The sequence below is a fragment of the Pseudoalteromonas sp. SMS1 genome, from assembly GCF_021530565.1.
Classification (GTDB): Bacteria; Pseudomonadota; Gammaproteobacteria; order Enterobacterales; family Alteromonadaceae; genus Pseudoalteromonas.
The window spans coordinates 39,065-62,009 of record NZ_JAKGBI010000020.1 but is presented as its reverse complement, the minus strand read 5'-3'; the positions used below and the strand labels follow the sequence as shown (position 1 = coordinate 62,009).

Sequence of the window (22,945 nt, the reverse complement as noted above, 5' to 3'; positions counted from 1 at the left end):
GAAAAGAATTTAGAGGAATAAAAACATGGCAGCAAAAGAAGTTCGTTTTGCAGGTGACGCTCGCACTAAAATGCTTCAGGGCGTTAATGTATTAGCTGACGCAGTAAAAGTAACACTGGGTCCTAAAGGTCGTAACGTTGTACTTGATAAGTCATTCGGCGCACCAACAATTACTAAAGATGGTGTATCTGTAGCGAAAGAGATCGAACTTGAAGACAAGTTCGAGAACATGGGCGCACAGATGGTGAAAGAAGTTGCATCAAAAGCAAACGATGCAGCGGGTGACGGTACAACAACGGCAACGGTACTTGCACAATCAATCGTAAACGAAGGCCTTAAGTCTGTTGCTGCAGGCATGAATCCAATGGATCTTAAGCGCGGTATCGACAAAGCAGTCGTTGCAGCGGTTGAAGAACTAAAAGCGCTTTCTGCACCTTGTGCTGACACCAAGGCAATTGCACAGGTAGGTACTATCTCTGCAAACTCAGATAAAGAAATTGGTGACATCATTGCAGAAGCGATGGAAAAAGTAGGTCGTGAATCTGGCGTTATCACAGTTGAAGAAGGTCAATCTCTAGAGAATGAACTAGACGTTGTAGAAGGTATGCAGTTTGACCGCGGTTACCTATCTCCATACTTCATCAACAACGCTGAAAAAGGCCAAGTTGAGCTAGACAACCCACATATTCTGCTGGTAGACAAGAAAGTATCTAACATCCGTGAACTACTTCCTACACTAGAAGGTGTTGCTAAGACAAGCAAGCCACTACTTATCATTGCCGAAGACCTTGAAGGTGAAGCATTGGCAACGCTAGTTGTAAACAACATGCGTGGTATCGTAAAAGTAGCTGCTGTTAAAGCACCTGGTTTCGGTGACCGTCGTAAGGCAATGCTACAAGATATCGCTATCCTAACGGGTGGTACTGTGATTTCTGAAGAAATCGGCCTAGAGCTTGAAAAAGCAACACTAGAAGACCTTGGTACTGCTAAGCGCGTTGTTATCACTAAAGACGACACAACAATCATCGATGGTGTTGGTGAGCAAGCTGCTATCGACGGTCGCGTTTCACAAATCAAAGCACAAATCGAAGAAGCGACTTCAGATTACGACAAAGAAAAACTACAAGAGCGCATGGCAAAATTGGCTGGCGGTGTTGCAGTTATCAAAGTTGGCGCAGCCACTGAAGTTGAAATGAAAGAGAAGAAAGACCGCGTTGAAGATGCATTACATGCAACTCGCGCAGCGGTTGAAGAAGGTGTGGTCCCAGGTGGTGGTGTTGCACTCGTTCGTGTTGCTAGCAAGATCGCAGGTCTTGAAGGTGACAACGAAGACCAAAACCACGGTGTTAAAGTTGCACTACGTGCGATGGAAGCGCCACTTCGTCAAATCGTTTCAAATGCAGGTGATGAAGCATCAGTGGTTGTTAACGCGGTTAAAGCTGGTGAAGGTAACTACGGTTACAACGCGGCAAACGGCCAGTACGACGACATGATTGAAATGGGTATCCTTGACCCAACGAAAGTAACACGTTCTGCACTACAGTTTGCAGCATCTGTTGCTGGCCTAATGATCACAACAGAAGCAATGGTTGCTGAAATTCCAAAGGATGAGCCTGCTGCGGCACCAGACATGGGCGGCATGGGTGGTATGGGCGGCATGGGCGGCATGATGTAATCAGCGCTTTCGTTTATACTGAAAAAGCCCGAGCAAATGCTTGGGCTTTTTTGATCTTGCGGGCGGGTATTTTACCGACCGCTATTGCTTTAATACGAGTTCAGCAAGTTCTTTTTTGGCTTCGATCCGCAGTGAAATAAACGCGGTGTCGTTATGCACATCACTTAAGTAATCGAGGTTTCTAGGCATGTCACCGATGAGTTTAAATTGCTGGGTTTCAAGTTCATAACGCCACAACTGAAATTGCTCATTGACGCCGTAAATAATGTCGTTATCAATGATAAATCGCAAGTTACTGCCTTGCTCATTGAGAGCATCTATTAGCGTATCTTCTAATGAACCAGAGCGCCAAAATCTATCCAGCCCATCGGTATAGATGAGTCCGCCTTTACTGTCTTTTTGAGCCCAGTTTACCGGACTATTTGTTAAAACTTTATGGCTTAATTGCGCCAGGTTGAGTTCGGCAAATTTAGTTATGCCGTTAATACGTATATTCGCCAAGGCAGTGTGATTAAGGCTATCCCAATAAAATAGCTGTTCTATTGGGTAATTAAATGCAAAGGTTTGAATATCGCCCGTAAGAGAAAGGCGTTGTAATTCCTTTGATACATTGACCAATAAGCTCTGTCCATCCCTAGCCCAATGCATCCCATATAAATATGAATCAAGAGGGAAATTAGAGAGTTGCCTGACTTTGCTGTTCTCCTTTATCCACACTTGCTGAATACCTGAACGAAAAGTATAAAACGCCAATAAATGGCCATTGGGTTGAAAGGTTGCCCCGCCCTCTGATGTGATTGACCGTGACTCTATGGTATGTAACTGGCGATGTTTATCTCGGAGTGGGTTTTCATAATGAGCTGCCATTTCAGATAGAGAAAAGCTTGCCATGTCTCTGTCGTAAAACCCTTTGATCACCAGTAATCGAGAACCATCTGGATGAAACCTTGGCGCGCCCATTGGTACATCGATTGGTAAGTCAATAGTTGAGATATCCCCCGCGTATGAGAGGGTAAATAATTGTCGTCCAGTGCTAAACATCAGCTTTTCTTTAAATGGTGAAAAGTTAGGATAAATAAAGCGGTGTTTTGCGATTTCAGGCGGACGCTTGATACGGTTTTGTGATATGACGGTGCCATCTGGTTTTAACATCGTTAAATTATAGGTGCCATCGCCGTCCACATGAGTGAGGGCAATTAAATCATCAGTGAGGGAGTAATCGTAATCAATAACGCTGCCCTGCGCTGGGGAAAATATATCGCGGCTTTGTTGCTCATCAATCGCATAGCTGATGAGTTTCCAGCGTTGTTCGCTTTGTTGTAGAAGCGCGATTTGATTACCTTGCATCCAAATCGGTGTATTAATTCGGGTGTTTTTACACTCCATGAGCGTTGAGGGTAACTGTGCACTATGCAATGACTTGGCAAAATCCAAGCCCATCAACTTATAGCATTGCTTTTGTGTTATGGGTTGTCGACAGTCTTGTTCCTGAATGAAGTAAAGTGTACTGCCATCTTCCGAGAAAGTGTGAGAACCATGGGAATTGAGCTGTTGTGTGAGCTGAAATTCTTCCTGTGTTGTTGTGCTTTTAGCCCAAATATTATTGATACAGAGCCGTTCCTCATAACGGTGAAATACCACATATTTGCCATCAGGAGAATATACCCCCGCATTTTCTCTGTGATCAGTCGCGGTTAGCGCATTGAGCTTGGCAATCTCTAACTTTGTGGGCGCCCGTTCGGGTATAGAAAAGAGCGCCAATGAGAGCAATGCGGCACTGCCAAGGATTAGAGCGGCACGTTTGAGCACGGTTGGATGATTTACTTGGGAAACCCCAGGGGTTGATGGGGAGGATTGATTGAGAGCTTCAGCCGTTGGTTGTGACGTCTGGGTATTGTCTTTATGTTGCCATTTGACCGTGCTTTCTAAGCTGTACCCCTGTTTTGCATGGGTTTTTATGATGACTTGGACCTTGCCATCATCTCCCAATGCTTTTCGTAATTGAGCAATACTACGCTGTAAGGTATTTGGTGAAACAACCGTGTTCGCCCAAACCGTATCTAGGAGGGTATCCTGGCTCACAACATGACCTTGGTGTTGCGCTAATGTGGTCAGTACAGCAATGGCTTTTGGGGCGAGTATTTGGGTGTGCTCTTGGTATGTGATTTGGTTGCGAGAAATATCAACAAAAAAATCACCAACCCAGTATTGTTGCGTCATAGTCCTTCTTACTCAATCTGAAACTAATCAATAAATGTATTCTAAATCCGCAAAATGAGAGTAACACAAACTGCTCTTTAACAAAATCACATTTATAATTTGTTGATTATTATGCTTTTTTGTTGGTTTGGCATAAATCACTTAAACATCAGTTTAACGTCATGCAAGGTGATGGGGTCATCGTTAATTTAGCTCAGAGATTATTGAACAGCATACATAATTTCGTGTGTATTAACTGAGGAATTGCAATGAAGAAATATATCGTGATTGTAGTCATGGCATGTTTGCCATTTTTAAAGTTACAAGCAAAAGTATTCGACGCCTATTCGATGCCTAGGACGGAGGTCGTACCGATAAAAAACTCTGTGAATGGTGGGCAATATGAACTGTTAATAAAACTGCCAGAGGGATATGCCGACAAACCCAAACAGCACTTTCCTGTGATCTATTACACTGATGCGGTATGGCAGATTGATCTGTTATCGGCTGCCACCACATTTTTGATGGATGAGGTCATTTTAGTTGGGATATCTTGGCAAAAAGACATGGATGAACAGATGCTGAGTGCGTCAGGGGCCCATCTTAGCCGTTTTCGTGACTATACCGTGACATCATCTAAAGATTTAAAACGTCAAGCAAAGTATCAATTTGGCAAAGCGAACGAACATTTGGCCTTTATCCGCCAAGATGTATTTAACTTGGTGGAGAAGCGTTATCGCACAAGACCAGCGCAACGCGCTTATTTTGGTTATTCGCTCGGAGGCCAGTTTGGCCTGTATGCATTGCTCGCACACCCAGACACTTTCAAGTATTACATTTTGGGCAGTCCTTCTATTGGTGGCAGTGTCGATTATTTGAGCATGCTTTTGGATAAAAAAAACAACATCAGCGCCAATGTATTTATTTCGTATGGCGATAAAGAGGGACGGTTAAGTCAGCACGTAGACACCTTACTTACCAAGCTTAAATCCAGTAGCCAGAGCAACATGTCACTGACACATGAAGTCATGAGGGGGGATCATTCTCAAGCCGTGCCTATGACGGCGGCACGCGGTGTAGCTTGGTTATCACAACACCAGAGTACAGTGCATTAAGGAGGCAACCATGTTTGAGTGTATTAACAGCACCGTGAAAAAGGCGATGATCGTAATGAGCTGTTTCTTTGCTATTGCACAGGCAGCAGCAATACCGGCTCCCGATTTAGCGCTTGCTCCACGCGCATCTCAGGCTGAAACTGAGTTGCCCTTTAGGAAACTACCGGATTTAATTGAACCGTTTGTTGATCTCTCTCCACAAAAGAAAGAAGACGGGATTATGGTGGGGGAGTTGGATAAAAATGGCGCGCGTAGAACTAAGATCATCACGCTGGCAAAGGCACTTTCAACACCACAGTTTGGTCGCTATGACAGTGTGTTGATTGCACAGCACGGTAAGTTGGTTTTTGAATCATATTTTCGACGTGGGCGCGCGGACCTTCCTCATTGGCAGGCATCGACAACCAAGGCGTATCTCAGTTTGGCGGTAGGCAGAGCGATTCAGTTGGGGTATCTAAGTATGGCCGATTTAAATAAGCCGATAGTGAGCTTTTTGGCAGAGTTAGACCCCGAGAAGTTTGTCGAAGGGGTGACAACCATTACGCTTCATCAAGCAATGACGATGCGTTCAGGGCTAAGGATCAATGCGCAACAAAAAGAAGTGCTACAAAACAGTCAAAGTAAAATGAAAGGCCAAAATCAAGTACAAGCATTTTTTGAAGCAACAGCGCCGATTACTGCACAACAACAAGTCTTTCATTATCAAAGTGAAGATCCCATTTTAGTGATGCAAGTGTTAAATGCCGTTGTGCCAGGTGGCGCACGAAACTTTATTGAGAATGAGCTATTAAAGAAATTGGGAATTAACAACTTTAACTGGCGAGATGATGTAAGCGGCTTGCCGATGGGACCGTATGGGTCGCAATTATTGTCTCGCGATATGTTGAAGATTGGGTTACTGGCTTCTAATGGTGGTAAATGGCAAGGCACACAACTTATCCCAGAAGTTTTTATGACGCGCTCTACTCATAAAATCATTGAGCACAAAGATGCCGATATCTTTTTTACTGGCGAGACTGTTCTCAATGCGGGTTACGGCTACTATTGGTGGCAAGCTGATATGAAGGTGGGCAGGCAATATTATAGTACGCGATCTGCGCAAGGGGGCGGTGGTCAATATATTGTTCTCGTTGATGATTTGGATTTAATTGTCGTGACAACGGCACATGAACGTAATGATGAAACAATGAAGTTAGTGTCTGAAAATATCCTTCCTATCTTTGCGGATGTGACAATAAATTAGCGACTCTAATTTTTATAATTAATAATGCCTATTTTAAAAATAAGCCTGATGTAGAGAATTAAATAATTTATAAATTATTATTTTTCATTGACTTAAATTATTCGCAAGGCTAGTTTGATATTTCCAACTACGGAAATAAAAAGGAATATTTATGAACATTAAAATTAAAAAAACACCGCTTAAAAACCTAAATCAAAGTAAAAAGTCTCTTTCTTTGGATGTAACGCCAAACATTGGCGGAGCAGGGCATCACAGGACGGCAAGCCACTGCATTACACAGCACGACAACACATTACCCTGTGCGTAATTAAGTTATTTAAAACTAAGTAAATGCACTTTCATGAAGCAGCCACACAGGCTGCTTTGTTCGATTTATGCTTCACAGTCATTGAGATTAAAGTTTGTCACGAATGTTAATCTTCTTTCACGTTTATACCTCAACTAGGTAAAGAACATTTTATTTAAATTGTTAACTCACAACTTATCCTTAACCGTCGTTAGCCTCACCGTGGTTGTTCCTTTTTCAACAGAGATTAAAAAGCGTTTTTAAATTAAAGTAACTGAAATTTTTAGCTATATTTTTTTATGACGTTTTAATTTAAAAAAAGAGGGACACTGTATTATTAGCAATGCATCTTATTCTCGTATCTGTACCTGAGTTTTTGTTGAGAATAGTTAACCTAAATAAAACTGGATATTCACAGTAATAAAACTTGCAAGCTGTTTATTTATTGACTAGTTGTTAAGGGAGTCGTGCGGTATTGGCAATAAATTATGCCTTTTGACAGTCACCCAATAATAAAAATCCTTTGAGCTTATCTCGACAGGAAAGCGGAGACGCCACATGAATCTTTATAAATTACAGGCTTTTGTTTTGTTATGGCTTTTTAGCACTCGTGCACTGTCTAGTGACTATAACCTACGTCAGGGTGTGACTGATGTGAGTCATGAGGTTTACGAGCTTCATATGACCATCTTTTTGATTTGTTGCGTCATTGGGATCATTGTTTTTTCTGTGATGTTTTGGGCCTTGATACACCATCGTAAATCCAAAGGTGCGGAGCCTGCTCAGTTTCACGAAAGTACTAAAGTTGAGATATTTTGGACTGCGGTGCCGTTTCTCATTTTAGTGGTGATGGCCATTCCGGCGACAAAAACCCTCATCGCGATGGAAGACACCAGTAAATCAGATCTCACAATCAAGGTGACGGGCTCGCAATGGAAATGGCATTACGAGTACATGGGGCATGACGTTGACTTTTTTTCTGTGCTCTCTACGCCCAGAGAGCAAATTAATAATCAAGAAACAAAACAAGAGCATTACTTGCTGGAAGTAGACAAACCGCTGGTCATCCCAACCGACCGTAAAGTTCGATTTTTATTAACCTCCGATGACGTTATCCACTCCTGGTGGGTACCTGACTTTGCAGTAAAAAAAGATGCGAATCCGGGCTTTATCAACGAGGCGTGGACCCGCGTAAATGAGGAGGGGTTGTATCGAGGCCAATGTGCCGAGCTGTGCGGCAAAGACCATGGCTTTATGCCGATCGTTGTTGATGCACGTAACCCAGAGGCGTTTGAACTTTGGTTAGCTGAAGCGAAACAAGCCAAACAGCAAGCGGCTGCGGCAGAAGCGGCTTCTGCCACAACAACCTTGTCTAAAGAAGCGTTAATGGCCGAAGGGGAAAGAGTGTATATGGCGTATTGTGCGGCATGCCATCAACCAACGGGTATGGGGTTGCCTGGCGTGTTTCCTGCGATGAAAGGAAGTCCTGTGGTCAATGGAGAACTCAAAGCGCACATCGATATTCTCGTCAATGGTAGACCTGGGACTGCGATGCAGGCATTTGGTAAGCAGCTGACACTGACCGAGATTGCAGGTGTGATTACCTACAAGAGAAATAGTTGGGGAAATGAAACTGGGGAAGTCATTCAACCAGGACAAATTCAAGCCTTTATCGATGCGACTGAGGAGAAAGAGTAATGTCTATTACTGCAGAAGAACAACAAGCATCGCACGAACATACTCACGGCGCACCTTCGGGATTAAAGCGTTGGCTCTATACCACAAACCACAAAGATATTGGGTCATTGTATTTACTGTTTTCACTGTTGATGTTTTTAACTGGTGGGGCCATGGCCATGGTGATCCGCGCGGAATTATTTCAGCCAGGTATGCAACTCGTTGATCCGCATTTCTTTAACCAGATGACGACAGTGCATGGACTGGTTATGGTCTTTGGGGCGGTGATGCCAGCTTTTACGGGTCTCGCGAACTGGATGATCCCAATGATGATTGGCGCACCAGATATGGCACTACCTAGAATGAATAACTGGAGCTTTTGGATTTTACCATTTGCTTTCGCAATTTTATTAATGTCACTTTTCATGGAAGGTGGTGGCCCTGCATTTGGTTGGACATTCTATGCACCGCTGTCTACCACTTACAGTAATGACAATACAGCGCTGTTTGTTTTCGCCGTGCACATTATGGGGATTAGCTCCATCATGGGGGCGATCAATGTCATTGTCACCATCGTAAACATGCGTGCTTCGGGGATGACGTGGATGAAGCTGCCTCTATTCGTCTGGACATGGTTGATCACGGCATTTTTATTGATTGCAGTTATGCCGGTACTGGCCGGCGCTGTAACCATGGTACTCACCGACAAATACTTTGGTACGAGTTTTTTTGATGCGGCAGGTGGTGGCGACCCAGTGATGTTTCAGCATATTTTTTGGTTCTTCGGACATCCCGAAGTATACATCATGATATTGCCTGCTTTTGGCATCATCTCGACCATCGTACCTACTTTTTCCCGCAAGAAATTGTTTGGTTATGCGTCGATGGTTTATGCAACGTCTTCAATCGCACTGCTGTCATTTGTTGTGTGGGCCCACCATATGTTTACAACAGGTATGCCATTGGCGGGAGAGTTGTTCTTCATGTATGCAACCATGCTTATATCGGTGCCGACAGGCGTAAAGGTGTTTAACTGGGTGGCGACAATGTGGCGTGGTGCGATTAGTTTTGAGATCCCCATGATGTTTGCAATTGCGTTTATTGTGCTATTCACACTAGGTGGCTTTTCAGGTTTGATGTTAGCGATTACGCCTGCCGATTTTCAATACCATGATACTTACTTCGTTGTGGCACACTTTCACTATGTACTGGTAACTGGTGCGGTGTTCTCCATTATGGCGGCCGCATATTATTGGCTGCCTAAATGGACTGGCAATATGTACAACGAGACGTTGGCACAGTGGCATTTTTGGATGTCGTTAGTCAGCGTAAACGTGCTGTTTTTCCCAATGCATTTTGTGGGTTTGGCAGGTATGCCAAGGCGGATCCCGGATTATGCACTGCAGTTTGCAGATTTCAATGCCATTATCAGTGTCGGTGGCTTTGTATTTGGGTTATCACAGTTGTTATTTGTAGCGGTGGTGTTCAAATGCATACGTGGTGGTGAGTCAGTACCTGACAAGGTGTGGGATGGCGCAGAAGGGTTAGAATGGCAGGTGGCATCACCTGCACCGTACCACACTTTCTCTAAGCCACCAAAGGTAGACTGATGCATACGCCATTACTGAAAAAGCTGGTTTTAGCCGTGTTGGGCATGTTTGCTTTTGCATTTGCACTAGTGCCTCTTTATGACGTGTTTTGTGACATCACTGGGCTGAATGGCAAAATGGACTTGGTGGTGGCAGAGCAAAGTAGTGAAATAGACAAATCTAGGAAGGTAGATGTCAGTTTCACTACTCACGCAAAAAGCAGTGCGCCATTTAGTGTGAAAGCGCAGCAATACTCCGTTACTGTGCAGCCAGGAAAACTGTCTGAGGTCGAGTTTGTGGCGCAAAACTTAAGTGATAAAGCGCGCGTCATGCAAGCGATCCCTTCAGTGTCACCGGGCCAAGCGGCGAAATACTTACACAAACTAGCGTGCTTTTGCTTTGACCAACAGAGTTTAGACGCACACCAAACGATGAAGTTTACGTTGCGCTTTTATGTAGATACTGAGCTTCCAGCGGATGTGCAAGAACTGACCTTGTCTTATACGCTGTATGACATTACAAGCAACACCGCACAAGCACAAAACAATTCGACGCCGTTACTGAGTGTCGCTGAGCATACCTACCTGCGAGGACAAAACAATGGATAAGGGCTATCAAACGTATTATGTACCAGAGCAGAGTCCGTGGCCAATTGTCGGCGCTGTAGCCATGTTTCTTATTGCCGTAGGGGCAGGCTTAACCGTCATGCAATTAAACAGCGATGCGAGCTACGGTGCTTGGGTCTTATTTGCCGGTATTTTAGTACTCATTGCGATGATTGTGGGGTGGTTTAGGCACGTGATAGATGAGTCGATGAGTGGTTTGTATTCAGCGCAAATGGATCGCTCATTCAGACAGGGTATGGGATGGTTTATTTTTTCTGAAGTAATGTTTTTTGCGGCATTTTTTGGCGCATTATTTTATGTTCGGATGTTTGCAGTCCCATGGCTTGGTGGCAGTAGCAACAATTTAATGACGAATGAAGTTCTGTGGCCGAGTTTTGACGCTGTATGGCCGTTATTAGTGACGCCCAGTGGCGAAGTAACACAAGCGATGCCTTGGCATGGGCTCCCACTGATCAATACCCTCATTCTACTAACTTCTTCTGTCACCCTACACTTTGCGCATACTGCGATTGAGCGGGATGAGCGAGCTAAACTCTCGGTGTTTTTAGGCGTGACAATTTTACTGGGCTTTATTTTCTTGGGTCTTCAAGTAGAAGAATACATTCATGCATACCAAGAACTTGGTCTCAAATTAGACTCCGGGATATATGGTAATACGTTTTTTATGTTGACAGGATTTCACGGTATGCATGTAACGCTTGGCGCCTTAATTTTACTGATCGTTTGGTTGCGGATCCTTAAAGGTCATTTAGATTCTCATCAACATTTTGCGTTTCAAGCTGCTGCTTGGTACTGGCATTTTGTTGATGTTGTGTGGTTGTGTTTGTTTGTGTTTGTGTATGTGTTGTAGCGGACGCAAAGCGGTTGAGTTTTATCAAGCCAAATTGACTAGACAGTGAAATAAATAAGACAACAGCAAGAGAAAAGAACACACGTTTACCCAGCTGTTTTGACATACTTTTTGAAGTCTCATGACCCTTTAACATGACAAACAATGCTCGGAATAAATGATAAAGAATAACAAAAAGTAGTGCGGTAATAATCCATTTTATTAGCATGAGGGTTCTGCCATTAGCCTGTTTAAAAAAAAGACTAGTACAGTAATGACAATTTTGGCAGTGACGATTGTGGTTTCTGTGTGTTTTCGGCTGGCTTTTTGGCAATGGCAAAGAGCGCAAGAGAAACAAGGGATAATTGCCCAAATTACCGCGAGTAGCAGTGAACAGTGGTGGCGAAAAGTCTCAGATCCTGAACAATTACAGGGCGCATCGGTGCAAATACAAGGTTACATTGATATGTCAAACTCGTGGCTGCTGGATAATCAAATTGTGGATAATCGAGTGGGATACGATTTGATTGTCCTATTTCAGCCCTTGGGCCATTCAGAGCATTATGTACTTAATTTAGGTTTTATCGCCGCGGGACAAGACCGTAAACAGTTACCAGAATTTGACTTGCCTTCCGGTCAAATCACGATTGATGTCGAGTTTAAAGTTGGTGATTGGGCAGGGTTTACACTGGCAAAATCACCGGATCAAAGTGCGCATCACCGCAATGTATTACAGTATTTAGATCGCGCTTTTTTTATCCAAGATACCGGGCAACAGGTATCGCCTTTATTGATGATCGCTAAGCACGCTTTATTTGATGGTGTTCAGCCTCATTATCAAGCGGTGGTCATGAGCCCAGATAAACACCGAGCATACGCATTGCAATGGTTGTTAATTGGTATCTCCGCCGGTGTGATCGCTTTTTTTGCATGTCGGTCTAAGAAACTAGGGAGAAGTCACTATGAATAAAACATTGGCGCTATTTATTGGCTGTTTTTTATTACCTGTCGCGGCAGCCGTTGCAGTATTGAAGTTTGATCTTGCTCCCTCCTCAACCACCAATTACGGGCGATTTTTGGAAAACGAAGTCATCTTGCCGATCAAGTCAGAAGACAAGATGTGGACTATCGTACTTAACTTACCCGCTCAGTGTCAGACTGCCTGTGAAGTACAGCGAGAAAATGCCGAACAACTGAAAGTGGCGTTGGGAAAGCATAGTCAAAAAGTATCCGTTGTTCTATTTGAAGAGACGTACTCTGCGCAGTCTAGTGGTTCACACGAGTTAGCCCCAGGGGCTTTTTATTTGGTTGATAAGCATGGTTTAGTGGTATTGGAATACCTGTACCAAGCCAACCCAGAATCAAACCGGTTGGTGCTTAAAGGATTATTAAAAGACATGAAAAAGCTTCTCAATTATGCACGTTCAAAATAAGGAGGGGGTATGTCGCAAGTATTTCATCGCGCAATCACATTTGCCTGCATATTGGCGATGTGTGTGGTGGTTCTGGGGGCTTATACACGCTTGAGTAACGCGGGACTTGGTTGCCCGGATTGGCCTGGGTGCTATGGGTTTTTGACAGTGCCAAATGAGTTACACGAGATTGCGATTGCTCAGCAAGAGTTCCCAAGCAGTCGATTAGAGCCGCGCAAAGCATGGATTGAAATGATACACCGTTACTTTGCCGGCGGGCTCGGTGTTGTGGTGTTGTTTATTTTCGCGGTGATCGTGCGTTCCAATCAACGACAAGCACCGAAGCTACTTGCGGCCAGTTTGCTGGTTATGATTTGCTTTCAGGCATTGTTGGGTATGTGGACGGTGACATTAAATTTGCAGCCGTTTGTTGTAATGGGGCATTTATTGGGGGGATTTACAATTCTCTCATTGTTGACACTGATCTATCTTAGGACTGTAAGGCATACCATTAATTTCGAGGGCAATGCATCAATTTGTTTAAACGCGGGACTGGCGTGTGCTGTCGTTTTAATTGTGCAAATTGCGCTTGGAGGCTGGCTTGCTGCCAATTATGCCGCGCCCCATTGCACAGGTTTACCACTTTGTTCAAATGGAGAACTTTTTTCTTGGAGTAGTTTGCTCAAAATTCCCGAACCCGCGAGTACCTATGAATATGGTGTATTGCCATTTGAAACGCGTTTGTCTATCCATTTGGTGCATCGAATATGGGCGGTTGTAACCGTGTTGTCGATCATTGCTTTAGCTGCGACTGTGCATGTAAAAATGCGCCAGCCAATGATTCGTCGAGCGGCGAATCTAGTGTTGGTACTGGTGTTAGCGCAAGTGGCCATTGGTGCAATTATCGTACACTTTGATTTCCCAATTTTGCTCACCTTGTTTCATAACTTGATGGCGGCTATTTTATTACTGTCTTTAATTCGGGTGTGCTACTTTCTTGGACGTGCGAAAAAGGTGATGCTATGAATTTATTGGCAGAAAAATATCGAGGGGCGATTTCGGGGTTACCTAAAAGCATCCATATTTACCTTAAAATATGCAAAATGAAAGTGGTACTAATGCTCATGGTGACAGCCTGGGTAGGGGTTGTGTTGGCACCTGATATGGACCGCTCGTGGGTGCTGCAGTTTGCCAGCTTGGCAGGTATTGGTTTGGTTTCAGCCGCCGCTGCGGCAATAAATCACGTCGTCGACCAAGATCGAGATCAACAAATGGCCCGTACTCGTCATCGGCCTCTTGTGCAGCAGCAATTGACGTCTAAACAAGCCTATTATTTTGCCGCTTGTATTGGCATAAGTGGCGTTGCGCTGTTGCTAATATTTAGTAATTGGCTATGCACATTACTGACAGTAGGGGCGTTGTTTGGTTACGCCGTCGTGTATTCCGTCTTTTTAAAACATATGACGCCACAAAATATCGTGATTGGTGGATTGGCGGGAGCGATGCCGCCGTTGCTTGGATGGATCAGTGAAACGGGTTCTTTTCACGCTGAGCCCTGGCTGTTAGTCATGATCATTTTCACGTGGACACCACCGCACTTCTGGGCGTTAGCAATAGCAAGAAGGCAGGATTATGAACGCGCGAATATTCCCATGTTACCCGTCACTCATGGCGTCAAATTTACCAAATTGTGTATGTTGATCTATTCGCTGTTATTAACATTGGTGTGTTTATTACCATTTTTGATTGGTATGTCTGGCTGGGTTTACCTCATTACTTCGAGTATATTAAATGCCCTGTTTGTTCAAAAAATAATTACACTTTATTTTGAATCAAACTCGGAGACAGCAATGTCCGTTTTCCGTTTTTCAATAACGTATTTATTGATACTCTTTATTGTATTATTCATCGATAAGCTGGTTTTATAATGCGATTAATATTAATGTTTACAGTCATGAGTATTCTAATCTGCATACTCTCTGCTTGCTCACCAGAGGAGTCGGTTTCTGAGTTAACCGTTCATTATCCCGAGCCAAAACAGCTAAACGCGTTTACGCTTTCTGATCAGTATGAGCAACCGGTGACAAATGCACATTTTTTGGGACGGTGGAATTTATTGTTTCTTGGGTATACTAGCTGCCCAGATATTTGCCCGATGACACTCTCCAAACTTACCCATATAAATACCAAAATCAGGCAATTGGCAGATTCTCAAGTGTGGTTTATATCAGTGGATCCCAGTCGCGATACAAGTGCAAAGCGTCAGGCCTATATTGCTTACTTTGATGACACATTTATTGCCGCCACGCAGCAACATAAAGTACTTTTTCCATTTGTACGAGACATTGGGCTTATATATGCAATCAATGAGGATGGAGGCTCAGATTACTATGTAGATCATAGTGCCTCTATCGCATTAATTAACCCGCAAGGTAAGCTAGAAGCGATTTTTAAACCAGAATTTAAAAAAGGTGAAGTACCAAATATCAATGCAGAGAAAATGGTGCGAGACTTTAGAATAATTTTGGAAAAAAGCAAGTAATGCGTCTGTGACGCAAGATCCTATTCTAAATACAAAATATTTAATTTCTTTTGCCAAGATTTTTGGCAATTTCATCATCAACGACTAATCTAATCTTATCTATAACTTTTACAGGGAATGTGCCAAGCGCATGATAAAACTTCCTTCAGAGTTAGTTATCAATAAAGTTGAAGAGCTGCACCAGCAGTTTGTTCACGAGCTGGAAACGGGGCAGCCCATCTGTATCGACATCCATGATGTGAGCAAAGTAGATACGGCAAGTATCCAGATGCTGTGTGCACTGCAAAAACGTTTGATGAATTCAGATCAACAGATTACTTGGCACGGTGAAAGCCCTGTTCTTTTTGAATCTGTTGAGCAGTTAGGTTTAACCGATATTTTATCCTTTAGCAGTAAGATTTAAGAGGTCAATATGAAAAAGATTTTAGCTGTGGATGATTCTGCTTCGATGAGACAAATGGTGGGCTTCACTCTTAAAAAAGCAGGGTTTGATGTCACAGAGGCAAAGGACGGTAGCGAAGCGCTCAATCTTGCGAAGCAGCAAGGATTCGATGCCGTGATCTCAGATGTAAATATGCCCGTGATGGATGGGATCACATTAATCAGAGAGTTAAGGAATTTACCTAATTATAAATTCACCCCTTTGCTCATGTTAACAACCGAGTCAGGGCTAGATAAAAAAAGTGAAGGAAAAGCGGCTGGTGCAACTGGCTGGATAGTGAAACCCTTCAATCCGGATCAATTGTTAGCAGTATTGAAAAAAGTCATCCGCTAGTACCACAAGAGGTATAGGCATGAGTATCGATTTAAGTCAGTTTTTTGATGTGTTCTTTGAGGAGAGCTTTGAAGGTTTGGATGCCATGGAGGCAGAGCTTTTAAATCTGGAACCAGGTAAAGAAGATTCCGAAACCATTAATACCATCTTCAGAGCTGCGCACTCTATCAAAGGAGGCAGTGGGACGTTTGGGTTTGTATCTGTTTCTGATTTTACTCATGTTCTTGAAACGTTACTTGATCAAATTCGTGATGGGCAAAGAGTACTTACTGCTGAGCATGTAAACTTACTGCTCAAATCTGTCGACTGTGTGAGAGGGTTATTGAGTGCGCTTCAAGCAGAAGATGAGCCAGATTTAAGCGAATCCCAAGAATTAAAGGCCCGCTTTGAAGCGATCCTCGGGGGTGAGGAAAGCGCGACTGAAAGCGCTGAACCCTCTCAGACAGAAGTTGAGACGTCGCAGAGTACGACTTATCAGATTGAATTTAAACCCGAACCTCACTTGTTTAAAACGGGAAATGAGCCGCTCTATATGTTCTCGGAGTTGGCAGAACTGGGTGAGTTAGAAACCAGTGCATTTCACGACGCCATTCCCGACTTTTTAGAGTTTGACCCTGAGGATTGTTTTTTACATTGGCGTTTTTTCTTGACGACTACCTGCGAAGAACAAGCCATTGCCGAAATATTCGAGTGGGTTGAAGATGACGCTGAAATAAAAATCGAAGCATGCGGCGGACTCTTTGACGACGAACCTGCACACCCTCAGCCCAAGCAAGAAACAGAGCAAACTACAGCGCCAAATTTAGAATCAGAAAGCGGTGTGAGCACAGTCAAACAAGATACAGTGACTGAGCAGGCACAACAAACGCTTGCCACAGTGCAGCAAAAAGTTGAAACCGTTAAGAATACCAAAACTGATGGCAGGAAAACCAATGATTCTGGGGCAACATCCATACGTGTAGGTATTGATAAAGTGGACTCACTTATTAATATGGTGGGTGAGTTAGTAATTACTCAGGCGATGCTCAGCCAAATTGGAGACCAAGACATAACAGAATCGAGCATTGCAGCGCTGCAAGAAGGGCTCACGCAGCTCGCCCATAATACTCGGGATTTGCAAGAAAATGTGATGCGTATCAGGATGCTTCCCATAAGTTTTGTCTTCAGTCGGTTTCCTCGACTAGTAAGAGATACATCTCAGAAATTAAACAAACAAGTTGAGTTAAAACTCGTTGGTGAGCAAACAGAGCTTGATAAAACAGTGATGGAAAAGCTTTCCGATCCGATGGTGCACTTAGTTAGGAACTCTCTCGATCATGGCTTAGAAACCCCAGAAGAGCGCATCGCCAACGGTAAAGATCCAGTTGGTACAGTCACCCTGAATGCATTTCATCAAGGCGGAAATATTGTCATAGAGATAATGGATGACGGTAAAGGGCTGGATACTGAGAAAATACGTAGCAAGGCCATATCCAATGGCTTAATTCAAGAATCAGATGAACTAAGTGTTGAGGAAATCAACGAGCTTATTTTTATGCCTGGCTTTTCTACCGCTGACAGTGTCAGCGATATCTCAGGGAGAGGTGTAGGCATGGATGTGGTTAGGCGTAATATCCAAGCATTAAATGGGTCGGTGGAAGTGACATCCAAGCAAGGGGTTGGCTCTACATTTACGATTCGATTACCACTCACTTTAGCGATTTTAGATGGCCAGTTAGTACAAGTTGCACAACATACTTACATCATTCCTCTCATTTCAATTGTTGAATCCTTACAAATTGATATCTCGAAAGTGAGCAAAGTGGGGAAAGGATTGGAAGTGTTGCGATTAAGAGAAGAGTACATTCCTATTTTGCGGTTGTACGACATTTTCAGCCATCAAGGCGCGCGTGAGGAGCTAGATAAAACGCTGTTGGTCGTTGTTGAAAGTGACAATTACAAAATTGGTTTGCTGGTGGATGATTTACTTGCTCAGCAGCAAGTTGTTATTAAAAGTCTTGAGGCGAACTATCAAAAAGTAGACGGCATCTCTGGTGCGACTATCTTAGGCGACGGGACGGTTTCTCTGATCATTGATATAAGCGGCTTGATAAAGCTAAGTGGACTACGCCGACCTGGTTCAACGGAGCTGTTAGTTGATTTGAAAGGCGAGGAGGCGGAACCTGCATGATTGATCAAGTGGGCGTAAATCAACAGTTGATGTTCGATGGAGAGTCGGACGAAAAGCAGTTTTTAACTTTTATGATGCACGATGAAGAGTACGGTATGGATATTTTGGCTGTGCAAGAAATTCGAGGTTGGGAGCCTGTCACAACGATCCCAAATTCGCCAAATTTTGTGCGCGGTGCAATGAATCTAAGAGGGACGATTGTACCTATCATCGATTTGCGGATGCGGTTTGGCATTGACGCAATTGAATATGGACCACTCACTGTTGTGATTGTTGTGTCAGTGCAGATAAAAGATCAGCAAAAAATAATGGGGCTAGTCGTGGACGCCGTATCAGATGTATACAGCATTGCAGAGGAAAAGGCGAAAGATGTACCTGACTTTCAGGACTCGGACAATGCGTACTTTGTTCACGGTCTGGTCAATGTAGGGCAAAAAATGGTTGTGCTTTTAAATCTAGAGAAAGTTTTAGATTTGAGTGATAAAAGTGGACTCAAGGGCTAATTGGGGGTCGAAATGAGTGAACAGAGTATCCAAAGTAGTATTAATAACAAGATCTTAATTACAGGGGTCATACTGGTTGTTAGTGTCATTCTTGGTGCTCAGCTTGGGCAAGCTGACTCAGAGCAAATGCGTATGCTTTCGTTTGTGGTGCCATTGCTTGGGATTGCAGCAGCGTTAATATTTATGAAGCAGGGCTTGTCTGGTTTAACCACCCAATTAGCCACTGTGTACAGTGCATTGCCTTATATTCAAGCACGGAACGAAGAGCAGCTAGGGCAGGTTGACTTTTCTCATTTTCCACAACTGTTTCGGGCACTATCAAAACGTGATGTTGAACAAGAGGAAGATCATCAAGACGACCATACACAAAGTTTGTTGCTGGCATTGAAAGGTTGTCAAGCCAATATCATGGTTGCAGACAGCGACAATAATATAGTCTATATGAATGACTCAGTCACCAGCATGCTTAGAAAAAACGAGCATCAATTAAGGCAAGATTTACCTAATTTCAATGTCGCGACTGCCATTGGTACCAATATAGATATGTTTCATGCTAACCCGAGTCATCAACGTAACCTGTTAGCAAACCTAAGAGACGTCTATAAAACACAAATCACCGTCTCGGGTTTAACGTTTGATTTGATCGCAACACCGGTGTTCGATGAAGACAATAATCGTATTGCAACGCTTGTTGAATGGGGGGACCTGACCCAACAATTGGCGATTGAGAAAAAACAAAAAGATGAAGCGGCTAAGAATGCACGTATTTCTAGTGCGTTAGATGTGTGTCAAGCGAATGTCATGTTGGCGGATGATGATTTTAATATTGTGTATACCAACCAGTCAGTTACACAAATGCTTAGAAAGAATGAAGCCAAACTTCAAGAGGCGCTACCACGTTTCAATGTGGATGGATTGATAGGCCAGAATATTGATATTTTCCATGTAAACCCTGCCCATCAAAGAAATTTACTGAACAGTATGACAGGCACATACAAGACAGATATCCAGGTTGCGGGCTTTACTTTCGGGTTAATAGCGACACCGGTCCACAATAATGAAGGACAGCGCATAGGCACTGTTGTTGAATGGGAAGATAAAACGGAGCGATTGTCGCAAGAGCGAGAAGCACAATCAATTGCCAATGAAAACTTGCGAGTACGTCGTGCTTTGGACAATGTCGCGACAAATACAATGATTGCAGATTCACAATTTAATATCGTATACATGAATGAGTCTGTTGCAGCGATGATGAAAAATGCCGAACGGGATATTCGTCAAGATTTACCTAACTTTGACAGTGCCAAACTGATTGGTGCAAACATTGATGTGTTTCATAAAAACCCAGCCCATCAGCGCAATATGGTGACGAATTTAACGGACACCTACAAAACGGAAATAAAGGTAGGAGGACGTACATTTGGCCTAGTGGCCAATCCTATTATAGCGGCGGATGGTGAGCGCATAGGTACGGTCGTTGAATGGGAAGACAGAACCGATGAAGTCGCCATTGAATTTGAAGTGAATGAATTGGTGGAATCAGCCCGCGCTGGTAATTTATCCGCAAGGCTAAATGAAAATGACAAAGAGGGTTTCTACCTCAGACTTGCTCAGGGCTTGAATGGCTTAGTATCGATTGTTGATGACGCGGTGTCAGACACCGTAAATATGCTTGATGCCTTGGCTAATGGAGACCTAACGCAACGCATCAATTCCAACTATAAAGGGGCCTTTGATAAACTCAAACAGGATGCAAATACGACGGCTGATAAGTTAACTGAAGTATTAAACCGCATTAGTTCATCTGCAGCTATGGTCGCCAGTGGCGCAGAAGAAATTTCTCAAGGCAATGCGGACTTAAGTCAACGGACTGAAGAGCAAGCTTCTTCACTTGAGGAAACAGCCTCTAGCATGGAAGAAATGACCAGTACGGTGAGACAAAACGCCGACAATGCCAAAGTCGCCAATGAGCTGGCATCCGAAACGAGTGAGAAGGCCGTGGCGGGCGGTGAAGTGGTTAACCGAGCTGTCGCAAGTATGTCTGAGATCAATGAATCCAGTAAGAAAATAGCGGATATTATCAGTGTGATCGACGAAATTGCATTCCAGACTAACTTACTCGCATTGAATGCGGCTGTAGAAGCAGCAAGAGCGGGAGAGCAAGGGCGTGGATTTGCTGTTGTGGCAGGTGAAGTACGAAATCTTGCACAGCGCTCTGCGGGGGCTGCGAAAGAAATTAAAGATCTGATCCGAGACAGTGTAGGCAAAGTAGAAGATGGCACCTTACTCGTAAACGAGTCTGGGGCAACACTCAAAGAAATTGTCGAAGCAGTAAAACGTGTGACAGAGATGATTTCGGATATTGCAGAAGCATCTGAAGAGCAGAGCTCGGGGATAGAGCAGGTGAATAAAGCGGTTGCTCAAATGGATGAAATGACGCAGCAAAATGCAGCCTTGGTTGAAGAAGCCTCTGCTGCTGGTGAATCTATGGCAGAACAAGCCAATGATATGAGAAGGTTATTAAACTTCTTTAACGTGGGAGAATCTAGCGGTGGCAATGGACTTTCTGAAGTGACTAATATCTCATCTGAGAGGTTGAGTAAACCCCAGCCAGTATCAGGGGGGACCGCGAGTATCAAGTTACCAAGTGCCACACCGAATGGCAGCGCAGATATGAGTCGAAATACGTCTGGCATGGCGAATCGCTTTGCCGACGACTCTGATGAATGGGAAGAATTCTAGAACCGATGGATAATGTTGGGTAGGGAACGCTAGCTTCCCTACTCAATACATTGCAGTACTTGTCATTAATTCCTAGCTAAAAAGTGAACTAAATATAAGTGTGCTCGTATGAAAGAATTCCCATTCACTGATAAGGATTTTCAGACTATTTCTGACAGAGTGTACAACGCTTGTGGCATTGTACTTGGCCCTCATAAAAGAGAGATGGTGTACTCAAGGTTAGCTAGGCGAATTAGGGCTAATGGGCTGAGATCTTTTGAAGACTATTTAGACTACTTAGATCATCAAGGTGATCATGAATTCAGCCACTTTATCAACGCGATAACGACGAACTTGACCTCGTTTTTCAGAGAAGCACATCACTTTGAATATTTAAAGTCAGGTTTGTTACCAAAAATTAAGGCTGACAACAAAGGGACAAAGCGCGTTCGCATTTGGTCCGCTGGGTGCTCAACGGGTGAAGAGCCATATAGCATTGCGATGACCATTGCTGAAGAATTCCCGAGTGATTGGGATGTCAAGGTATTGGCAACGGACTTAGACTCTAATGTGTTGCAAAAAGCCTCAGAAGGTACATATAACAGTACCTCGGTAACTGGGTTAGAAGAGAGCCACTTACGTAAGTGGTTTCTAAAAAGCAGTGATGGTAGTCAATATAGAGTTAAAGATAAGCTGAAAAGTTTTATCTATTTTAAGCGTTTGAACTTGTTGGAGCCTTGGCCGATGCGTGGCCCGTTCGATCTCATATTCTGTAGAAATGTTTTGATCTATTTTGATAAAGAGACAAAAGACAACTTGTTTAAAGGATATCACGACTTACTCGACAAAGCGCATGGGCACCTTTTTATTGGTCACTCTGAAACGATGAGTAAAGAGCGGACTGATTTTAAGAATTTAGGCAAAACAATGTATAAGAGGATCGACGCGGCATGAATCAGTTTAGACCGGTTATTCGGGGCTTTGAACATGTTAAACGATTTTGGGATGCTGGGCGCAGTAAGGTGGTCGCCAAGGTCTTGCCTGGTGAGTTTTATGTCTCAAAGAATGATGAACTGATTTCGACGGTATTAGGCTCATGTATTGCAGCTTGCGTGTATGATGAGAAATTAGGTATTGGCGGGATGAATCACTTTATGCTGCCAGGCGCGCAAAATATGAAAGAAATTACGAATGTACACTCCGATGATTTTAATTGTCGCTATGGCAACTGGGCCATGGAGTACTTGATCAATGAGGTGCTCAAGAATGGGGCGAGTCGTGATAACCTCAAAGTAAAATTGTTTGGTGGCGGTAAAATTATTAGTGCAATGACAGACATCGGCGTTGGAAACATCCGCTTTGCGCATGCGTATGTCGAAGAAGAAAATTTAAACTTAGTGTCGCATGATGTGGGGGGACCCTGGCCTCGTAAAGTTGTCTTTCATCCCCAGTCAGGCACCGCAAAAGTTAAAAAGTTGCGACAGATGCACAATGACACAATTGAGAAACGTGAAGTTAAATACCTTCATGATATTGAGATGCAAGATGCGCAAACTGACATCGAATTATTTTAGAGTAAACAC

The 22,945-nt window shown here is 43.5% G+C and carries 22 protein-coding genes; 20 read left to right on the top strand and 2 right to left on the bottom strand.

Annotated elements, in window-relative coordinates; all coding sequences use genetic code 11:
• The first annotated feature begins 25 nt into the window (after positions 1 to 25).
• Positions 26 to 1,675, top strand: a complete 1,650-nt coding sequence (gene groL, locus L1286_RS19315) for a chaperonin GroEL (RefSeq protein WP_063356331.1) — start codon at positions 26 to 28, stop codon at positions 1,673 to 1,675.
• Positions 1,676 to 1,756: 81 nt separating this feature from the next.
• On the opposite strand, the gene L1286_RS19310 is transcribed toward groL, so the two are convergent.
• The gene (locus tag L1286_RS19310) at positions 1,757 to 3,895 is read right to left on the bottom strand and encodes a winged helix-turn-helix domain-containing protein (protein ID WP_235408657.1); all 2,139 of its coding nucleotides are present in this window, start codon (positions 3,893 to 3,895) and stop codon (positions 1,757 to 1,759) included.
• Between the two features lie 248 nt (positions 3,896 to 4,143).
• Here L1286_RS19310 and L1286_RS19305 point away from each other — a divergent pair, with 248 nt between their 5' ends.
• From L1286_RS19305 to L1286_RS19275, 7 genes are all read left to right on the top strand, one after another.
• Positions 4,144 to 4,989, top strand: coding sequence for an alpha/beta hydrolase (locus L1286_RS19305; RefSeq protein ID WP_235408656.1), 846 nt, complete (start codon positions 4,144 to 4,146; stop codon positions 4,987 to 4,989).
• 10 nt (positions 4,990 to 4,999) lie between these two features.
• A complete protein-coding gene (locus tag L1286_RS19300; protein WP_235408655.1) occupies positions 5,000 to 6,232 on the top strand; it encodes a serine hydrolase domain-containing protein in 1,233 nt (410 codons plus the stop codon).
• 151 nt (positions 6,233 to 6,383) lie between these two features.
• A complete protein-coding gene (locus L1286_RS19295; protein WP_235408654.1) occupies positions 6,384 to 6,539 on the top strand; it encodes a hypothetical protein in 156 nt (51 codons plus the stop codon).
• 537 nt (positions 6,540 to 7,076) lie between these two features.
• A complete protein-coding gene (coxB, locus tag L1286_RS19290) occupies positions 7,077 to 8,216 on the top strand; it encodes a cytochrome c oxidase subunit II (protein ID WP_235408653.1) in 1,140 nt (379 codons plus the stop codon).
• Positions 8,216 to 9,805 (top strand): cytochrome c oxidase subunit I, encoded by a 1,590-nt coding sequence (gene ctaD / locus L1286_RS19285; RefSeq protein ID WP_235408652.1) that lies wholly within the window; start codon positions 8,216 to 8,218, stop codon positions 9,803 to 9,805. The genes coxB and ctaD overlap by 1 nt, the downstream gene beginning before the upstream one ends.
• Complete coding sequence (locus L1286_RS19280; RefSeq protein ID WP_235408689.1) at positions 9,802 to 10,392, top strand: cytochrome c oxidase assembly protein; 591 nt, start codon at positions 9,802 to 9,804, stop codon at positions 10,390 to 10,392. The genes ctaD and L1286_RS19280 overlap by 4 nt, the downstream gene beginning before the upstream one ends.
• Entirely contained in the window at positions 10,385 to 11,260 is an 876-nt protein-coding gene (locus tag L1286_RS19275) for a cytochrome c oxidase subunit 3 (protein WP_235408651.1), read from the top strand. Before L1286_RS19280 ends, L1286_RS19275 begins: the two co-directional genes overlap by 8 nt.
• On the opposite strand, the gene L1286_RS19270 is transcribed toward L1286_RS19275, so the two are convergent.
• Positions 11,148 to 11,468, bottom strand: coding sequence for a DUF2909 domain-containing protein (locus L1286_RS19270; RefSeq protein ID WP_235408650.1), 321 nt, complete (start codon positions 11,466 to 11,468; stop codon positions 11,148 to 11,150). The genes L1286_RS19275 and L1286_RS19270 overlap by 113 nt on opposite strands.
• A 45-nt stretch (positions 11,469 to 11,513) precedes the next feature.
• Between L1286_RS19270 and L1286_RS19265 the strand changes: the two genes are divergently transcribed.
• The 12 genes from L1286_RS19265 (at position 11,514) to cheD (ending at position 22,936) form a co-directional block, all read left to right on the top strand.
• On the top strand, positions 11,514 to 12,209 hold the full coding sequence (locus tag L1286_RS19265; protein ID WP_235408649.1) for an SURF1 family protein: 696 nt from the start codon (positions 11,514 to 11,516) through the stop codon (positions 12,207 to 12,209).
• A complete protein-coding gene (locus L1286_RS19260; RefSeq protein WP_235408648.1) occupies positions 12,202 to 12,672 on the top strand; it encodes a transmembrane cytochrome oxidase associated protein in 471 nt (156 codons plus the stop codon). Before L1286_RS19265 ends, L1286_RS19260 begins: the two co-directional genes overlap by 8 nt.
• A gap of 9 nt (positions 12,673 to 12,681) precedes the next feature.
• Positions 12,682 to 13,677 carry a COX15/CtaA family protein gene (locus L1286_RS19255; protein WP_235408647.1) on the top strand — a complete coding sequence of 332 codons (996 nt, stop codon included), beginning with the start codon at positions 12,682 to 12,684 and terminating at the stop codon, positions 13,675 to 13,677.
• A complete protein-coding gene (gene cyoE, locus L1286_RS19250) occupies positions 13,674 to 14,579 on the top strand; it encodes a heme o synthase (RefSeq protein WP_235408646.1) in 906 nt (301 codons plus the stop codon). Before L1286_RS19255 ends, cyoE begins: the two co-directional genes overlap by 4 nt.
• 26 nt (positions 14,580 to 14,605) lie before the next feature.
• On the top strand, positions 14,606 to 15,193 hold the full coding sequence (locus L1286_RS19245; protein WP_235408645.1) for an SCO family protein: 588 nt from the start codon (positions 14,606 to 14,608) through the stop codon (positions 15,191 to 15,193).
• A 130-nt stretch (positions 15,194 to 15,323) separates the two neighbouring features.
• On the top strand, positions 15,324 to 15,596 hold the full coding sequence (locus L1286_RS19240; RefSeq protein WP_235408644.1) for an STAS domain-containing protein: 273 nt from the start codon (positions 15,324 to 15,326) through the stop codon (positions 15,594 to 15,596).
• 9 nt (positions 15,597 to 15,605) lie between these two features.
• Positions 15,606 to 15,968, top strand: a complete 363-nt coding sequence (locus L1286_RS19235) for a response regulator (protein ID WP_039607675.1) — start codon at positions 15,606 to 15,608, stop codon at positions 15,966 to 15,968.
• Positions 15,969 to 15,987: 19 nt separating this feature from the next.
• Entirely contained in the window at positions 15,988 to 18,138 is a 2,151-nt protein-coding gene (locus tag L1286_RS19230; protein WP_235408643.1) for a chemotaxis protein CheA, read from the top strand.
• Positions 18,135 to 18,641 carry a chemotaxis protein CheW gene (locus L1286_RS19225; protein WP_063373349.1) on the top strand — a complete coding sequence of 169 codons (507 nt, stop codon included), beginning with the start codon at positions 18,135 to 18,137 and terminating at the stop codon, positions 18,639 to 18,641. Before L1286_RS19230 ends, L1286_RS19225 begins: the two co-directional genes overlap by 4 nt.
• 12 nt (positions 18,642 to 18,653) lie before the next feature.
• Positions 18,654 to 21,383, top strand: coding sequence for a methyl-accepting chemotaxis protein (locus tag L1286_RS19220; protein WP_235408642.1), 2,730 nt, complete (start codon positions 18,654 to 18,656; stop codon positions 21,381 to 21,383).
• A gap of 108 nt (positions 21,384 to 21,491) precedes the next feature.
• The gene (locus tag L1286_RS19215; protein ID WP_235408641.1) at positions 21,492 to 22,316 is read left to right on the top strand and encodes a CheR family methyltransferase; all 825 of its coding nucleotides are present in this window, start codon (positions 21,492 to 21,494) and stop codon (positions 22,314 to 22,316) included.
• Positions 22,313 to 22,936 carry a chemoreceptor glutamine deamidase CheD gene (gene cheD, locus L1286_RS19210; RefSeq protein ID WP_063359162.1) on the top strand — a complete coding sequence of 208 codons (624 nt, stop codon included), beginning with the start codon at positions 22,313 to 22,315 and terminating at the stop codon, positions 22,934 to 22,936. Before L1286_RS19215 ends, cheD begins: the two co-directional genes overlap by 4 nt.
• The last annotated feature ends 9 nt before the right edge of the window (positions 22,937 to 22,945 follow it).

What these genes read in the sequence shown, in the direction of transcription:
- L1286_RS19275 (WP_235408651.1), top strand. Translation starts at nt 10,385, where the DNA reads ATGGATAAGGGCTATCAAACGTATTATGTACCAGAGCAGAGTCCGTGG.
- coxB (WP_235408653.1), top strand. Translation starts at nt 7,077, where the DNA reads ATGAATCTTTATAAATTACAGGCTTTTGTTTTGTTATGGCTTTTTAGC.
- ctaD (WP_235408652.1), top strand. Translation starts at nt 8,216, where the DNA reads ATGTCTATTACTGCAGAAGAACAACAAGCATCGCACGAACATACTCAC.
- L1286_RS19310 (WP_235408657.1), bottom strand. Translation starts at nt 3,895, where the DNA reads ATGACGCAACAATACTGGGTTGGTGATTTTTTTGTTGATATTTCTCGC.
- L1286_RS19220 (WP_235408642.1), top strand. Translation starts at nt 18,654, where the DNA reads ATGAGTGAACAGAGTATCCAAAGTAGTATTAATAACAAGATCTTAATT.
- L1286_RS19230 (WP_235408643.1), top strand. Translation starts at nt 15,988, where the DNA reads ATGAGTATCGATTTAAGTCAGTTTTTTGATGTGTTCTTTGAGGAGAGC.
- L1286_RS19260 (WP_235408648.1), top strand. Translation starts at nt 12,202, where the DNA reads ATGAATAAAACATTGGCGCTATTTATTGGCTGTTTTTTATTACCTGTC.
- groL (WP_063356331.1), top strand. Translation starts at nt 26, where the DNA reads ATGGCAGCAAAAGAAGTTCGTTTTGCAGGTGACGCTCGCACTAAAATG.
- L1286_RS19270 (WP_235408650.1), bottom strand. Translation starts at nt 11,468, where the DNA reads ATGCTAATAAAATGGATTATTACCGCACTACTTTTTGTTATTCTTTAT.
- L1286_RS19245 (WP_235408645.1), top strand. Translation starts at nt 14,606, where the DNA reads ATGAGTATTCTAATCTGCATACTCTCTGCTTGCTCACCAGAGGAGTCG.
- L1286_RS19255 (WP_235408647.1), top strand. Translation starts at nt 12,682, where the DNA reads ATGTCGCAAGTATTTCATCGCGCAATCACATTTGCCTGCATATTGGCG.
- L1286_RS19265 (WP_235408649.1), top strand. Translation starts at nt 11,514, where the DNA reads ATGACAATTTTGGCAGTGACGATTGTGGTTTCTGTGTGTTTTCGGCTG.
- L1286_RS19240 (WP_235408644.1), top strand. Translation starts at nt 15,324, where the DNA reads ATGATAAAACTTCCTTCAGAGTTAGTTATCAATAAAGTTGAAGAGCTG.
- L1286_RS19215 (WP_235408641.1), top strand. Translation starts at nt 21,492, where the DNA reads ATGAAAGAATTCCCATTCACTGATAAGGATTTTCAGACTATTTCTGAC.
- L1286_RS19305 (WP_235408656.1), top strand. Translation starts at nt 4,144, where the DNA reads ATGAAGAAATATATCGTGATTGTAGTCATGGCATGTTTGCCATTTTTA.
- cheD (WP_063359162.1), top strand. Translation starts at nt 22,313, where the DNA reads ATGAATCAGTTTAGACCGGTTATTCGGGGCTTTGAACATGTTAAACGA.
- L1286_RS19295 (WP_235408654.1), top strand. Translation starts at nt 6,384, where the DNA reads ATGAACATTAAAATTAAAAAAACACCGCTTAAAAACCTAAATCAAAGT.
- L1286_RS19225 (WP_063373349.1), top strand. Translation starts at nt 18,135, where the DNA reads ATGATTGATCAAGTGGGCGTAAATCAACAGTTGATGTTCGATGGAGAG.
- L1286_RS19300 (WP_235408655.1), top strand. Translation starts at nt 5,000, where the DNA reads ATGTTTGAGTGTATTAACAGCACCGTGAAAAAGGCGATGATCGTAATG.
- L1286_RS19235 (WP_039607675.1), top strand. Translation starts at nt 15,606, where the DNA reads ATGAAAAAGATTTTAGCTGTGGATGATTCTGCTTCGATGAGACAAATG.
- cyoE (WP_235408646.1), top strand. Translation starts at nt 13,674, where the DNA reads ATGAATTTATTGGCAGAAAAATATCGAGGGGCGATTTCGGGGTTACCT.